The sequence below is a fragment of the Bellilinea sp. genome (assembly GCF_053501535.1).
Map to the genome: position 1 here is coordinate 1 of NZ_JBRCOK010000105.1, position 15,753 is coordinate 15,753.

The 15,753-nt window shown below is 57.7% G+C and carries 11 protein-coding genes; all 11 read left to right on the plus strand.

All coding sequences use genetic code 11. The annotated features are described in order from the left end of the window. Positions 1-2,903: extracellular solute-binding protein (locus ACWIZX_RS10255; protein ID WP_448335690.1), on the plus strand; the 2,903-nt coding region annotated here is incomplete at its 5' end. A 7-nt stretch (positions 2,904-2,910) separates the two neighbouring features. Continuing rightward, a complete protein-coding gene (locus tag ACWIZX_RS10260) occupies positions 2,911-3,822 on the plus strand; it encodes a carbohydrate ABC transporter permease (RefSeq protein WP_448335700.1) in 912 nt (303 codons plus the stop codon). 3 nt (positions 3,823-3,825) lie between these two features. Further along, complete coding sequence (locus ACWIZX_RS10265; RefSeq protein ID WP_448335691.1) at positions 3,826-4,731, plus strand: carbohydrate ABC transporter permease; 906 nt, start codon at positions 3,826-3,828, stop codon at positions 4,729-4,731. Then, complete coding sequence (locus tag ACWIZX_RS10270) at positions 4,728-6,746, plus strand: YIP1 family protein (RefSeq protein WP_448335692.1); 2,019 nt, start codon at positions 4,728-4,730, stop codon at positions 6,744-6,746. Before ACWIZX_RS10265 ends, ACWIZX_RS10270 begins: the two co-directional genes overlap by 4 nt. Continuing rightward, positions 6,739-8,955: a DUF5696 domain-containing protein gene (locus ACWIZX_RS10275; RefSeq protein ID WP_448335693.1), complete on the plus strand. Its 2,217-nt coding sequence runs from the start codon at positions 6,739-6,741 to the stop codon at positions 8,953-8,955. The genes ACWIZX_RS10270 and ACWIZX_RS10275 overlap by 8 nt, the downstream gene beginning before the upstream one ends. After that, positions 8,952-9,830 carry a carbohydrate ABC transporter permease gene (locus tag ACWIZX_RS10280; RefSeq protein ID WP_448335694.1) on the plus strand — a complete coding sequence of 293 codons (879 nt, stop codon included), beginning with the start codon at positions 8,952-8,954 and terminating at the stop codon, positions 9,828-9,830. The genes ACWIZX_RS10275 and ACWIZX_RS10280 overlap by 4 nt, the downstream gene beginning before the upstream one ends. Before the next feature lie 7 nt (positions 9,831-9,837). After that, positions 9,838-10,779, plus strand: coding sequence for a carbohydrate ABC transporter permease (locus ACWIZX_RS10285; protein ID WP_448335695.1), 942 nt, complete (start codon positions 9,838-9,840; stop codon positions 10,777-10,779). Then, positions 10,772-12,151, plus strand: a complete 1,380-nt coding sequence (locus ACWIZX_RS10290) for a glucoamylase family protein (protein WP_448335696.1) — start codon at positions 10,772-10,774, stop codon at positions 12,149-12,151. The genes ACWIZX_RS10285 and ACWIZX_RS10290 overlap by 8 nt, the downstream gene beginning before the upstream one ends. 4 nt (positions 12,152-12,155) lie before the next feature. Next, positions 12,156-13,145, plus strand: a complete 990-nt coding sequence (locus tag ACWIZX_RS10295; protein ID WP_448335697.1) for a LacI family DNA-binding transcriptional regulator — start codon at positions 12,156-12,158, stop codon at positions 13,143-13,145. A gap of 5 nt (positions 13,146-13,150) precedes the next feature. Beyond that, positions 13,151-15,472 carry a beta-galactosidase gene (locus tag ACWIZX_RS10300; RefSeq protein ID WP_448335698.1) on the plus strand — a complete coding sequence of 774 codons (2,322 nt, stop codon included), beginning with the start codon at positions 13,151-13,153 and terminating at the stop codon, positions 15,470-15,472. Between the two features lie 81 nt (positions 15,473-15,553). Further along, a partial coding sequence (locus tag ACWIZX_RS10305; protein ID WP_448335699.1) for a DUF6922 domain-containing protein occupies positions 15,554-15,753 on the plus strand: 200 nt, incomplete at its 3' end.

Sequence of the window (15,753 nt, forward strand, 5' to 3'; positions counted from 1 at the left end):
GCGGAATGAAACGGCTGGGTTTGTTGAGGTTGGTGCGGGTGTGGATGAGCCTGCTGGCGGTAGTCATGCTGCTGCCGCTGCCGGCGCAGGCAAACCCTTTCCTGCGCGCCGCGCTGCACCTGAAGCCCTCACCCGCTTTCAACACTGCCCCGCCCGCCGTCCTTGAAATCAGTGCGGATGCTTTTGGTATGCCGCTGCAAAAGGATGAATGGACAGCGGCGTATCCCAAACCGGCCGTGCGGCTGGAACGCGGGGAGCGCATCGCGGTATCCTTTGAGGTAAAGGAGAACGGCGATTACCTTCTCTCCATGGACGTGTTGGCCGGCGCCGACCTGATCGGCTCGCCGGAAGGGGAATTGCGCATAGACGACCGGCTGCCGGCTGCGGATGTGCCGCGTGTGGTCTTTCCGGTTTATTACCAGAATCAGGCCGATGAGTTTCCGCTGGACCGTTACGGCAACCAGATTCTCATCCCCCAGCAGCGGCTGATGCAGTGGACGCGCATGCCGCTGCGGGATGTGACTTTCAGCCGCAGCCTGCCGGTGCTTGTGTTTCTCGAAGCAGGCAGGCACACCCTCTCGCTGGAAATCACCAAAGAGTCGCTGTATCTGGGCAGCATTTATCTGGAACGGTTTGGCGGCCTGCCGGCTTACGCCGAATATCTCAACACCCTGCCGCCGGCCGACGCCAGCCGGGTGATGATCGAACTGGAAGCCGAGCTGCCGGCCTACAAAAACGACACCACCATCCGGCCGATCAACAGCCGCAGCCTGTCGGTCAGCCCGTATGAAACCTACCGCCTGCTGCTCAATACGCTGGGCGGCGAAAGCTGGCAGCGCAGCGGCGGCACAGTATATTACCGTTTTTCGGTGCCGCAGGACGGCTATTACCACATCACCCTGCGCGCGCTGCAAAACACCAAAAATAACTTTACCGTTTTCCGCCGCATCTGGATTGATGGAGCGGTGCCGTTTGGCGAGCTCAACGAGGTGGGCTTCCCATACAGTGCGGAGTGGCAAAATGTGACCCTGGGCGGTGAGCAGCCCTACCGCATCTACCTGACGCGCGGCGAGCATGTGCTGGGCATTGAAGCCACCCATTCGCCCTACGGGCGGGCGATTGAAAATATCCAGCAGGAACTGCGTCAGATCAACCAGTTGTCGCTGGAAATCAAACGACTGACCGGTAATCAGGTGGACCGCTACAAGGAATGGGTGCTGTCGGATTACATCCCCAACATCCGCGAGCGATTGCTGGGCATTCTGGACAACCTGCGGGAAGACAAACAATTCTTGGAACGGCTCAATCAGGGGCGCGCCTCGCAGGAAATTCTTGCCTATCAGATTGCCATGGACAACCTGGCCTTTCTGGCGGAGGATGTGGATAAAATTCCGCTGTACATGGGGCGGCTTTCGGAGGGCAGCAGTTCTGCCGCTCAGCGCCTGAGCAGTCTGCAAACCTCGCTGGAGAGCCAGCCGCTGGTGCTGGATCGAATTTTCATCCACACCGCGGATATGACCCCGCCGCCGGTGCGGGTTGACCCGCTCGAATCCTTCCTGGAAAGTCTGCGGCGTTTCTATTATTCCTTCCGCCCCGACCCGTACTACACCCCCGGCGGAGCGCAGGACGAACTGGAAGTGTGGGTCAACCGCCCGCGCCAGTATGTTGACCTGCTGCAGACGCTCACCGATCAGCACTTTACCCCCCAGACCGGCATCCGCGTCAAGTTTGCCATCATGCCGGATGAGTCCAAACTGGTGCTGGCCAACGCGGCCGGCATTCAGCCGGATGTGGCCCTGGGGGTCAGCACGCACATCCCCTACGAGCTGGCCATCCGCAACGCGCTGTACGATTTGCGTTCCTTTGAGGATTTCGACTCGTTCATCCGCATTTATTCACCCGGCGCGCTGCTCAGTTACATCATCAACGACTCGGTCTATGCCATTCCGGAAACCCAGGATTTTTGGGTCACTTTTTACCGGCGCGATATTCTCGACTCGCTGGGACTGCCGGTGCCGCAAACCTGGGATGAGGTGCTGGAAATTCTGCCCGAATTGCAGCGCTACGGACTGAACTACAACACACCGCTTTCCAGCGGCAGCGGTTTCAAGGGCTATCTTGCCACGGCGCCCTTCCTGTTCAACTTTGGAGCGCAGTTGTACAGCCCGGATGGTTTCTCATCCGGTCTGGCCAGTGAAGAAGCCATCCGCGCCGTGCGTTTTATGGCGGAATGCTTTACCATTTACGGCATGCCGCTGACCACCTCCAGTTTTTACGAAAGCTTTCGTCAGGGCAGCCTGCCGATTGGCATTTCCAACTTTGAAACCTACCTCAAACTGACCACCGCCGCACCGGAAATCCGCGGGCTGTGGGGGATTGACCTTTATCCGGCCACCGTGCTGCCGGACGGCAGGCAGAACCGCTATGCCACCGGCTCGGCCCAGGCCAGCATTCTCTTCAAAGCCACCGACCAGCCCGCAGAAGCCTGGCAGTTCCTCAAATGGTGGATGTCCACCGAAACGCAGGTGGAATTTCAGCAGCAGTTGATATTGAACTACGGCATCGAATATCTGTGGAATTCCGCCAATCTGGAAGCCTTCCAGTATCTGCCCATTCCGGATGAACATAAGACGGTCATTCTGGAGCAGTGGCAGTGGCTGCAGGAGCCGGTCAAACTGCCGGGCAGTTACATGCAGGAACGCGAATTGAGCAACGCCTGGAACCGCATTGTTTTCGACGGGGTCAACCCGCGTGTGGCGATTGATGCCGCCGTGCTGACCATCAACCGTGAAATTACGCGCAAGATGGAAGAGTTCGGTTACCTGCAAAACGGGCAAAAGGTCAAAGAATTCAAGGTGCCCACCCTGGACACCGTGAAGGGATGGATGGCCAATGCAAAATGAACGGCTGATGAACCTGCAAAATCCGCTCAAACGCTGGGCGGTCAAAGAAGGCGGCGCGTATGCCTTCCTCTCCCCCTACGCGTTGATGTTCATCATCTTCATCGTTGCGCCGGTGTTGATGGCTGCACTGCTTTCCTTCACCTTCTTCGATACCATTCAATTCCCGCGCTGGATTGGGCTGAAAAACTACATTGTCCTGCTGACGCAGGATGACATCTTCATGCGGTATGTGCTGCCCAACACCATCCAGTTTGCGGTGATCGTCGGGCCGGGCGGCTACGCGCTGGCGTTCATCCTGGCGTGGATGCTGGCGCAGCTGCCGCGCATTCCGCGCGCCGTGTTTGCGCTCATTCTGTATTCGCCCTCGATGACTTCCGGTGTGGCCATGACGGTGGTCTGGCAGGCATTTTTCAGCGGCGACCCGAACGGCTACCTGAATTCGTTTTTACTGCAGCTCAACCTGATTCAGGAGCCGATTCAGTGGCTGCAGTCCCCGCAGTACCTCATGCCGGTGATGATCATCGTCACCCTGTGGAGCAGCATGGGGATTGGTTTTCTGGCGATGCTGGCGGGCATTCTGGAAATCAACCCCGAATTGTACGAAGCCGCCAGTCTGGATGGGGTCAGCAGCCGGTTTCAGGAGATTTTCTACATCACCATTCCCTCGATGAAGCCGCAAATGCTGTTCGGGGCGGTGATGGCGATTGTTTCCACCTTTCAGGCCGGCGCGATTGGGGTAACGCTCTCCGGCAGCAATCCCACCCCGCAGTACGCCGGGCAGTTGATCGTCAATCACATTGAGGATTACGGCTTTTTGCGCTATGAGATGGGTTATGCAGCGGCGGTTTCGGTGGTGTTGCTGTTGATGGTGCTGTTCTTTGCCCGCGTGGCAAACCGTTTGTTTGCCTCGGAGGATTGAGGGATGTTGCAAAAATTGCGGCGAAAATTCTTCGGCATCCGCAACAGCGGCATCAACCCGCGCGGTTTTCATGTCAGCCAGCTGCAGTTTTATGTGCTGCTGCTGCCGCTCTCGGCAGTCATGATTCTGCCGATTATCTTCATCTTCTCACACGCCTTCAAACCGCCGGAGGAATTGTTTGCCTACCCGCCGCGCTTTTTTGTGGTCAACCCGACCTTCAAGAATTTTGTGGATTTGTTCAACCGCTTTTCTGCCTCCGGCATTCCGGTCAGCCGTTATTTGTTCAACAGTATTTCAATTACCCTCGTGACGGTGACGACTTCCATTTTCGTTTCCAGCACGGCGGCGTTCGTTCTTTCCAAAAAACGCTTCGGGCTCAAAAAATTCCTCTTCACGGTCAATACCGTGGCGCTGATGTTCGTGCCGATTGCGGTCACCATTCCGCGCTTTTTGATCATCGAACGGCTGAACCTGCTGGATACCTTTTGGGTGCACATTCTGCCGATGCTGGCGCTGCCGGTCGGTTTGTTCCTCATCAAGCAGTTCATTGACGGGATTCCCGACGAGGTCATCGAGGCGGCCGAAATTGACGGTGCTTCCGATTTTTATATTTACTGGAACATCATCCTGCCGATGATTCGTCCCGCCATTGCCACGATTGCCATTCTCACCTTTCAGGCAACCTGGAATAACGCCGAGATTTCCAACTTGTACATCACCCAGGAAAGCCTGAAAACTTTTGCCTTTTACCTGACCACCCTGACGGCTACCAGCGCGGGCGCCAACCCGGTCGCCGGGCAGGGGATTGCCGCTGCCGCTTCCCTGATCATGTTTCTGCCAAATCTGATCATCTTCCTGATTTTGCAGAGTCAGGTGATGAGCACTATGTCGCATTCGGGGTTGAAATGAAACGGGCAGTGCGCGGTGTGTTGATGGTGCTGGTGGTGATGCTGCTGGCGGGCAGTCTGCCGCAGCCGGCGGAAGCGCTCACGCCTTACCGCACCTGGGCGCTGGGGCCGCGCGGGCGGCTGTACCTGACCCAGGATGCCTACATTCCTTTCAACGAGATCGAACTGCCAATCAACGCAGCCGAAGATCTTTACATCACCCCGGATGGGCAAATTTACATTGCCGATACCGGCAACGGGCGCATTCTGCGCCTGCAGCAGGATGGCCTGACCGCCGAATTCGGCAAAGGCCTGCTCGAAAAGCCGACCGGCGTGTTTGTGGATGGGGAAGGGGTCATCTACGTGGCGGATGCCGGCAAGAATCACGTGGTGATTCTGGATGCGGACGGGAATTTGATCAACGAGTTTGGCCGCCCCAGCGAGCCGCTTTTCGGTCGGCGCGCCGAATTTCTGCCGCGCAAGCTGGTGGTGGATGCCCGCAAGAATATCTACATCATCAGCGAAGCCTCGGTCAACGGGGTGGTGCAGATGAACACCGCCGGTCAGTTCATCGGTTATTTCGGCGCCAATACGGCCGAAATGTCCCTGAAGATGATTTTGCAGCGCCTGTTCCTGACCCGCGAACAGCTGGAGCAGTTCATCAAGAATGAGGCCGCTTCGCCCTCGAATCTGGCGATTGACCGCCGTTCGCTGATTTATACGGTCACCGCCGGCACTTCGCCGCGCAAGAGTATCCGCAAATTTACCATTGCCGGTAAAAACATCTTCCCGGACACCTTTGGTTCCTCGACCTTCCGCGATGTGCACATCAGCGAGGAGGGGCTGCTGACCGCCGTGGATGCCAGCGGTGTGATTTACGAGTATGTGGAAAACGGAATGCTGCTGTTCGTGTTTGGCGCCCCGGATCAGGGCGAGCAGCGGCGCGGCACGCTGCGCAACCCGACCGGAATTGCCCGCTTTGGCGAAAACCTGTACGTACTGGATAAGGAAAAAAACGCGCTGGTGGTCTTTCGGACAACCGCCTTTGCGCGCCTGGTGCATGAAGGCGTGCGCCGCTATGTGGAGGGCTTTTACACGGAAGCCAAGCCTTATTTTGAAGAGGTGCTCAACTACAACGGATCCTTTATCATGACCTATCAGGCCATCGGGGATGCCTACTTCAAAGAGGGCAAATACGCCGAGGCGTTGACCGCCTACCGTTATGCCGAAGACCGCAAAGGCTTTTCGGAAGCCTTCTGGGAGCTGCGCAACGCGGTTTTGCAGCGCCATCTGGCGCAGTTTTTGGGGGTGATTGTGGCGCTGGGGGTGGTGCAGGGGCTGGGGCGGCGGCTTGACCGGCGCTTCGGCTGGCTGCAGCCGCTGCGGCGGGTCGGCGGGCAGTTGGCGGCCGTTCGCTTTGTGGATGACCTCCGTTTTTTGTTCCGTTTCATCCGTCAGCCGGCGGATAGTTTCTACTACATCAAGCGCAATCTGCGCGGCAGTGTTCCGTTTGCGCTGCTGCTGTATGGCTGGGTGATTGCCGTGCGCCTGCTGACGCTCTACTGGACGGGTTTCGTTTTCAATCCCTACGCCTCGGCAAACGATGTGCCGGTTGCGCGCGAAGTGATCACTCTGCTGATTGCCATCGGTCTGTGGAACATCGCCAACTACCTGATCTCGACGATTACCGACGGCGAGGGTCGTTTTCGAGATGTGTTCATCGGCAGCGCCTACAGTCTCTTTCCGTATGCGCTGTTTGCGCTGCCGCTGGCGCTGTTTTCCAATGTGCTGACTCTCAATGAAATTTTCATTTACACCTTCAGCCGCGATTTGATTTACGCCTGGTGTGTTTTGATGCTGGTGATCATGGTGATGGAGATTCACAATTATTCATTTGCCGAAACGCTGCGCAACATTGCCCTGACGCTGTTCACCATGCTGATGTTCCTGCTGACGGCGTATATCTTCTTTGTGCTGTTCAATCAGCTGGTAGATTTTGTTCAGGCCATTGTTCAGGAGGTGGGGCTGCGTGGCTGAGCGTTGGTGGCGGATGGGGCTGGTGCTGGCGCTGCTGGCGGGGTTGTTGGGACTGCCGCGGGCGGCGGTAGGTTTCTGCTGCGGCGAAACAAATGCGCATAGCCGTATTGCGGACGGTTGGGTACCTTCTCCTCCCGCTCAAATCCCGCCGGAGTTCCGGCAGGTGGGGGAGAACGACACCTTCATCCTCTACGCCAACCCGGATACGCTGGCCTTCAAGGTGCTGGACAAACGCAGCGGCTACCTGTGGCATTCCAACCTGGACCAACCTGCTCCGGGTGACCGGCTCAACCGTTCGTGGACTGCCTTTGCCGACAGTGCCGTCAGCATCGAGTATCTGGATGAAAAGGCGGTCAACAAGCGCATTTCCATTACCAACGCCAGCCGAACGCTGGACTTTCGCCCCAACGGGCAGGGGTTTGAAGCCTCGCTGTTCTTTACCGATTTCGGTATCGGCTTGCAGCTCATCGTGCGCCTGCAGCCGGACGGCGTGCATGTCGAGGTGCCGTTTGCCTCCATCCGGCAGGAAAACCCGGCTTACAAACTGGGGCTGCTGTATCTTTACCCCTTCATGGGCGCCACCCGTGCCGATGAGGTCAGCGGTTACATCCTGATTCCGGACGGCAGCGGCAGTCTCATTCCGCTTTCGGCGGCTACCAAAGCCCGTACCATGTTCTACGGGCGTTATTACGGCCCGGATTTGGGGATGATTGCCCTGCTGCCGTTCGACCCCAACATCAACCGTCCCTACCGTCTGAGCCTGCCGGTGATGGGAATGGTGCACGGCGAGGGGCAGAATGCCTTTTTGTCCATTGTCGAGGACGGGGCAGCCTACGCCGAGCTGCAGGTGCATCCTTCCGGCATCATCACCAATTTCAATTTTGCCTGCCACGCCTTCATTTACAATCAAAGCTATTTTCAGGCCACCAACCGCGCCGGCGCTGGGGTGACTACCCTGCAAAGAGAAACCAATGCCTTCGATATCAGGGTGCGCTACCGCTTTTTGAGCGGTGCGGAGAGCGATTATGTCGGCATGGCGCGCAGTTATCAGCAGTTTTTGCTGGAAAAGGGCTGGCTGAACAAGACGACAGATGAAAGCGGACAAATAGGCATCCGGCTGGAATTTTTGGGCGGGGACAAGGAAAAAGTCCTGCTCTGGCAGCGCATGATTCCGATGACCACCGTGGAGCAGATGCGGGCGATTCTGGATGACCTGCAAATCCGGCGGGTAGAGGCGGTTTACTACGGCTGGCAGCCGCTGGGCGCCTCCAGCATGGTCGGCGATTCCCTGCGTCTGGACCGGCGGCTGGGCAGTCTTGCCGAGTTGCGCGCCCTTTCTGAACAGTTGAACCGGAATGGCGGCCGCTTGTACCTGTATGCCGACCCGCAGGCGGCTTTGCGCGACGAAAGCGGTTATTCACCGCGCCGCGATCTGGCCATGGCAATTACCGGCGTTTACATGCTGGGTTACAACCGCTACAAGGTGTCCTATTATCTGAACGCAGACTCCTTGCAGCGTCAGTTTTCCCGTCTTGCCCGCCAGGCGGATGAAAAACTTTCCGCCGGGCTGGCGCTGGATCAAATGGGAACCATGCTGTACAGCGATTTCCGCAGCCGGCCGGTTTTGAACCGCGAACAGACGCTGCGCCGCTATCAGCAGATGCTGGCCGAATCGCCTGCGCCGCTGGCATTTTACAACCCAAATGCGTATGTCTTCGGCCGAATGCAGGCTTACTTCGATATGCCGCTGGATGACAGCGGTTACATCTTCGCCGCGCAGGATGTACCCTTTTTGCAGATTGTGCTGGCCGGCTATGTACCTTATTATGGGCCGCCGCTCAACTTTTCATCCGACCCGCTGGGTGATCGCCTGCGGCACGCCGATTACGGGGTGTACCCTTCCTTCTTCCTTTCCCACGAGGAAACCGCAAAAATCTTGAACACCTCATCCAACTGGGTGTTCACTTCTGCCTACCGCCAGTGGCAGGATGAGGTCAAGGAAACCTACCGCTGGCTGAACGACCTGCTCGCCCCGGCCGTCGGCCAGCCGATTGTTGCCCGCCAGAAACTGGGTGAGGGCGTTTTTGCCACCATTTACGCCAACGGTTATCGGGTGATCGTCAACTATACCGACCGGCCGTTTGAGGTGGAGAACGGTCTGGTGCTGCCGCCGCGCGATGCGCGCGGGCTGCAGGGAGGGCTGCCATGAAGCTCGGCAAACTGCTGCGCAATGAAATCCCGCCGTCAGTGCGCGAGGCGCTGAGCGGTTATGGTTTTGTGCTGATCTGGGTGATCGGTTTTGCCTTGTTCACCCTGATTCCATTCATTGAAACCTTCCGCTACAGTCTGCATCAGGTTACGGTGACTGCTACCGGCATTGAACTGAGTTTTGTGCGCTGGGCCAACTACACCCGCGCCCTGTTCACCGACCCGACTTTTGTGCAGCTGGTGATCGAATACGCGCTGGAAACGCTGATCTCCACCCCGATTGTGATCATCTTTGCCATGATCATCGCGCTCTTCCTGAATCTGGATTTTCCGCTGAAGGGCGTTTTCCGCACCATCTTTTTCCTGCCGGTCATCATCACCAGCGGGCCGGTCATCCGCGAGTTGATTGCGCAGGGGGTGGCTTCGGTGCCGGAATTTGCCAACCTGGCGGCCGTTTCGCAGTTTTTGCAGGAACTGCCGGTCTATTTGCGCAACCCCATCCAGTATCTTTTGACTTCGTTTATCATCATTTTCTGGTTTTCGGGGGTGCAGATTTTGATCTACCTGGCCAGCCTGCAAAAGATTGACCGCAGCGTCTATGAAGCAGCCGCCATGGACGGCGCATCGGCATGGGTTTCGTTCTGGAAGATTACGCTGCCCTCGCTTTCCACCACAACCGTCATCAATGCCGTCTATACCATCATCACCCTGTCGCATTTTTCCGAAAACAAGGTGGTGCGCTATATCTACAATCAGACCTACGCCGTGCAGGGCGGCATCGGCTATGCCAGCGCCATGGCCTTTCTTTACTTTGGCGTGCTCATCCTTCTGCTGGCAGTGACCTATCTACTGCTGCGCGGAAGGGCAAGAAAGTGAGGATGGGGTGAAAGCGATCATCCAGCGTTGGGATTACGACCGCATCCGTGCGTTTCTGTTTGGCAGCCGCACGCACTACGGGCTGGTTTTCTCCCTGATTCTCTACACGGTGCTGGTGGTGATTGCCTTTGTCTATCTCTACCCGCTGCTGTTCATGTTCATCACCAGCATGAAAAGCCCGCAAGACCTGCTCAACCCGATGGTGCAGTGGGTGCCGACCGGTTTTTATCTGGAAAATTACATCAAAGCCTTCCGGGTTTTGAATTACCCGCAGACGTTCATGGCATCGGTGCTGACCAGCCTGCTGCCCTCGCTGATTCAGGCGGTGGTGTGTTCGCTGGTCGGGTACGGCCTGGCGCGTTACCGCTTCCCGGGCAAGCGCCTGATTTTCCTGCTCATGCTGGCGACTTTCATCATCCCGCCGCAAAACACCGTTTTACCGCAAATGCTGACCTACCGGGAGTACGGACTGCTGGGCAACATTCTGGCGCTGCTTTTGCCGGCGGCGGTTGGCCAGGGGTTCAAGAGCGCCATTTTCATTCTCATTTTCTATCAGGCGTTCAGCACCATTCCCAAAGTGCTGGAAGAGTCGGCGCGGCTGGACGGCGCATCCGATCTGAAAATCTTCCTCCAGATTGCCCTGCCGAACGCTCTGCCGGCCTATATTGTGACCATTCTCTTTTCTACGGTGTGGTATTGGAACGAAACCTACCTGACGGCCATCTTCCTGGAGGGGGGCATTCAAACCTTGCCGATGCAGCTGTCCAAATTTGTGCAGGCTTACGAAAACCTCTACCCGCCGGGGGTGGTCAACATCTTTGACCGCATCAACGAGGCGGTCAAGTTGAGCGGCACTTTTTTGAACATCGTTCCGCTGCTGGTGCTGTATTTCATCCTGCAGCGCTGGTTTGTCGAATCGGTGGAAAGGACGGGGGTAACCGGTGAGTAAATTCCTGCTGCTTTGCCTGATTGCGGCAGTAGCCGCGGCCGGCTGCGCGCCCACGCTGATGACGCCCTCTCCCGCTCCGCCGCCGGAGCTAACTCCCTCTCCTTTTCCCATTTTACCAACTCCAACGGAGACTCTCATGCCATCTTTGACACCCACCCCAACTCCCGTGCCTTCCATTGATGAAGTCATCGAATACGAGATGAAAGGGTCGTTCGATTTCTTCTGGGAGCAGGCCAATATTGACCCCGGCAGCCCCGGCTACGGCCTGATCCGCGACCGCTACCCGGGCGGCGAGGGCATTGCCAGCATTGCCTCGGTTGGGTTTGGCCTGACCGCCTACCTGATTGGTGTGGAGAAGGGCTACATCACCTACCAGCAGGCTTACGAACGGGTGAACGGCACCCTGGATACCCTGCTGAGTCTGGAGCGGGTGGAAGGTTTTTACTACCACTTTCTCAACATCCGCACGGGCAAGCGCGCCTGGAATAGCGAGGTTTCCAACATTGATACCGCCATTCTGATGATGGGCGTGCTTTCGGCAGGGGAGTACTTTGGCGGGGAGATCGCCGAAAAAGCCCGCCGCATTTATGACGGAATCAACTGGCGCTGGTTTGTGGACGAAAACCGCGATATGTTTTACATGGGTTACTACCCGGAAAAGGGTTTCGAGGGTCATTGGGACTTTTACGCTGAGCAGCTCATGCTTTACATTCTGGCAGCCGGCTCGGCCACATCCCCAATTGACCCGGCGGTGTATGAGGCCTTCACCCGCCATTATGTGAAATATGGGGATGGCCAGCCCTTCATTCATTCGTGGTTCAACTCCATCTTTACCTACCAGTTCAGCCACGCCTGGATTGATTTTCGTGACTATGTGGACCGCGACGGGGTCAACTGGTTTGATAATTCGGTGGAGGCTTCGCTGGCGCATTACAATTATGCCGTTCGTATGCAGGATAAATTCCAGACCATCGGCCCGAACGCCTGGGGGCTGACCGCCTGCGACGGGCCGGACGGCTACGATGGACGCTACGGCGCGCCGCCCTCCGGCTACGATAATACCGTTCACCGCGTGGATGATACCGTTCCGCCGGCCGGGGCAATCGGTTCGATCGTTTTCCTGCCGGAGCAGGCAAAGCAGGCCATGCTCAATTACTACGCCATCGAACGGCTCAAGGGGCGCTACGGTTTCAAAGATGCCTACAACCTGAGCAAAAACTGGTACGCCAGCGATGTAATCGGCATTGACAAGGGCATCAGCCTGTTGATGCTTGCCAATGATCAGAATGATTTTGTTTACTCAGTGATGATGAAGAACGAGGTCATCCAGAAGGGATTGCAGCGCCTGGGATTTGAACGGGTAAAGGAGTGAAAGCATGACGACCATCCGCGATGTGGCAAAGCGAGCCAGGGTCAGTGTTACGGCGGTTTCGTATGCCCTGAACAACACCGGCACCATCAGCGAGGAAACCCGCCAGCGCGTCCTGAAGGCGGCCAGTGAACTGAACTATTACCCGAACGCCTTTGCGCGCCACCTCAAAAAACGCAAAACGCTGACGCTGGGCGTGTTCATTACCAGTTTTGGCGGTCAGTTTTATGAGGAAATTCTGGAGGGCATTCATCAGACGGTTTTGAACACCGAATATGAATTGATTGTCTGTCCGCAGGCGCGTTCGCTGCGCAAAATGCTCACCCAGCGGCAGGTGGACGGGGCGATCATCTTTGATTACAAGGTGAAAAGCGATATTCTGCTCAAACTGGTTTCGCCCAGCTTTCCCATTGTGGTGATGGACCGCTTTCTGGAACATGAGTGCATTCTGCCGCTGCTGCTGGATAACGCCCAGGGGGTGCGCGAAGCATTCGACCACCTGTACGCACAGGGCTTCCGCCGGATGGCGTTCATCGCCGGGGCGGTCGATTCGCTGGATAATACCGAGCGCAGGCAAACTTTTCTGGAACAGGCCGCCGCACAGGGCTTGAGCGTGCCGGTTTATCAGGGCAACTTTACCCGTCTGAGCGGTTACGACATTGGGCGGATCATGATTCGCGGCGGCGATTTGCCCGAAGCCGTTTTTTGCGCCAACGATCAGATGGCGATCGGTTTCATTGAAGCGATGAAGGAAGCCGGCCTGCGTGCGCCGCAGGATGTGGCTGTGGTGGGCTTCGACGATATTTTGATTGCCCGCTACATGCAGCCGTCGCTCTCGACGGTGGGTGCTTCACGGCAGGAGTGGGGGGCAGCAGCCGCAACCCAGTTGATTCAGTTTCTGGAAGAGGGCAAACCGTTTGAGCATGTCCGCATTCCCACCCACCTGATCGTGCGCGAATCCTCGCGCCGCTTTGAAATATCCACCCCAACAGGATGAACCTCATGCTCCCCTTTCAAGTGCATTCCCAACAGTTCTGGTACGACGGCCGCCCGCTGTTGATTCAGGCGGGCGAATTTCACTACTTCCGTGCCCCGGCCGAGGTGTGGCGCGACCGGCTGGCTTTGCTGCAGCGCGCCGGCTTCAACGCGGTTGCCAGTTACATCCCCTGGCTGTGGCACGAGCCGCAGCCGGGTCAACCCGACCTGACCGGCCGCACTCACCCGCTGCGCAATCTGGCCGGGTTTCTGGATCTGGCGGCGGAGATGGGGCTGTTCATCATCGCCCGCCCTGGCCCCTACATCATGGCCGAAACCATCAACGAGGGCATTCCGCCGTGGTTTTTTGAAAATTATCCTCATTCAGCGGTGGTGAACCAGCGCGGGGAGGTGCAAAACCTGGCCAGTTATCTGCACCCCGATTTTTCCGCCGCCGTGCGCCGCTGGTACCGCGCCGTTTTTGAGGTGCTCACTCCGCGGCAGGTGACGCGCGGCGGTAAGATCCTCTTCATTCAACTGGATAACGAAATGGGCATGCCGCACTGGGTGCGCAATCTGTTTGACCTGAACCCCGACACGCTGGCGCGTTTTGCCCGCTTTCTGGAACAGACCTGCCCGGCGGCTGAACTCAGCAGTCGGTATCCGGCTGCCGACCTGTCCTCCTTTTTGAAAGATGCGCTCAGCGACCCGCACCACCCTTACGGGCCGCAGGCAGCCGCCGATTACCGCCGCTTTTACCGCACCTACCTGCGCGAATATGCTGCCTTCCTTGTTCAGGAAGCCCGGCACAACGGCCTGGAGCTGCCGCCGGTGGTCAACATTCACGGCTTTGCCAACGGCGGGAAGACTTTTCCAATCGGCCTTTCCCAGCTGGTGCAGGTGATGGAAAGCGAGGGCTTCGTCAGCGCCACGGATGTTTATCCCCTGTTCATCGGTGAGGGCAATTTTCATCAGCTGCTGCTGGTCAACGAGATGACCAGGGCTTTGCAAAACCCGCGGCAGCCGTTGTTTTCGATTGAGTTTCAGGCCGGCGGCAATCCCGATTTTGGGAACGGGCAGTCTTCGTTTTATGATTTGCACACCCGCCTGTGTCTTTCCGGTGGGATGCGCGCTGTCAATCATTACCTGTTCTTTGACGGCGAAAACGACCCGCTGCTAAGTCCGGTGCGGCGGCACGATTGGGGTCACCCGGTGCGCAAGGACGGCTCACTGCGCCGTCATTATGCCCGTTACCCCCGTCTTTCGCAGGTGCTGGCGGCGTATGGCGAGGATTTGCTGTTTGCCCGCCCGCGTTACGCTGCCCATGTGGCGTTTTTGCTGGATTATTTTATGAGCGAGGTCAGCCACCCGCTGGAACGGGCATGGCTGGATGAGATCACCCATCAGCGCGAGGTGATTTTGTTCGACCAGATTGGGCGCGGGCTGGCGTTGACTCACCGCCCGTTTGATGCGCTGGAAATCAGCCGGGCTGAACTGGATGTTTCCAGCACGCCGCACTGCTGGATGATGATGGAACGGCAGTGCCCGGCGGCGGTGCAGCACAAACTGGTGGAGTATGTGCGCGCCGGCGGCCGGTTGATTCTGATCGGCCGGATGCCGGTGGAAGATTTTGAGCGCCGGCCGGCGGCTCTTTTGCAGCAGGCGCTGGGCATTCGTGCGGTCAACACCCGCCCGCGGTTCGAGCGGCACGAAATCCGCATTTTTGACCAGCCGCATGTACCGGTAGATTTTCTGGAAACCTACGCCGGTGCAGAATTTGACGAGGTTTTTGCCAGCAGCGCTGAGGGAGAAACGGTTGGCTTCGTCAAGAGCCTGGGCAGGGGGCGGGTGATGATGCTGGGGGCTGCCCTGCCGATCAGCGCGCTGGAGGATTTGAACGTGCTGGATCAGATGGCGCTGAAGATGGACATCCCGCGTTTGTTTGAACTGAGCGACTGGGCGGATGTGCGCCTGAGCGAGGGCGAAAACGGCCGCTTTCTGTTCGTTAATAATTATCAGGACGACCCGCTTGAAACCACTATCCGGCTGGGGGGGCGCGATCTGTTTGGCGGTCATCCCGTGCGAGTCGAGGCGCGCCGCGGGCTGATTCTGCCGCTCGATTGGCGGCTGGGGGAGGGGCTGACCCTGCATTACCTGACCGCCGAGGTCACCGAAGTGCGGCGCGGTGCGGAGGAAATCGTGTTGCAGACTGAGCCGGCGCGCTTTACGGCGGAATTCAGCCTGCCGCCGGACTGGCAGGTGGAGGGAGGGCAGGTGCTGGAGCAGCGGGGCGGTCACCGCCGCGTGCGCCTGAGCGGCGAGGGAGAACTGCGCCTGCGGCGGCTTTGACAGGAAAAGCAATTGTGAGATAATTCAAGTGGAACTTCCGTCCCAACAAGACGAGTAGAAAATTTGGAATTAAAGTACACGATGACGAACTCAGACCGTACCGGCTTGCCCGAATTCCTGCGTTCCCTTTTTTGGGATGTGGATTTTAACCGGTTAAATTGGGACGCTCACCGCGAGTATATCGCCGGGCGCATTCTGGAGAGCGGTAATTGGAACGCCATCCGCTGGCTGCGGACAACCTGGGGGGATGATGCTTTGCGGGCTTACTTGCTTTCCCGCAA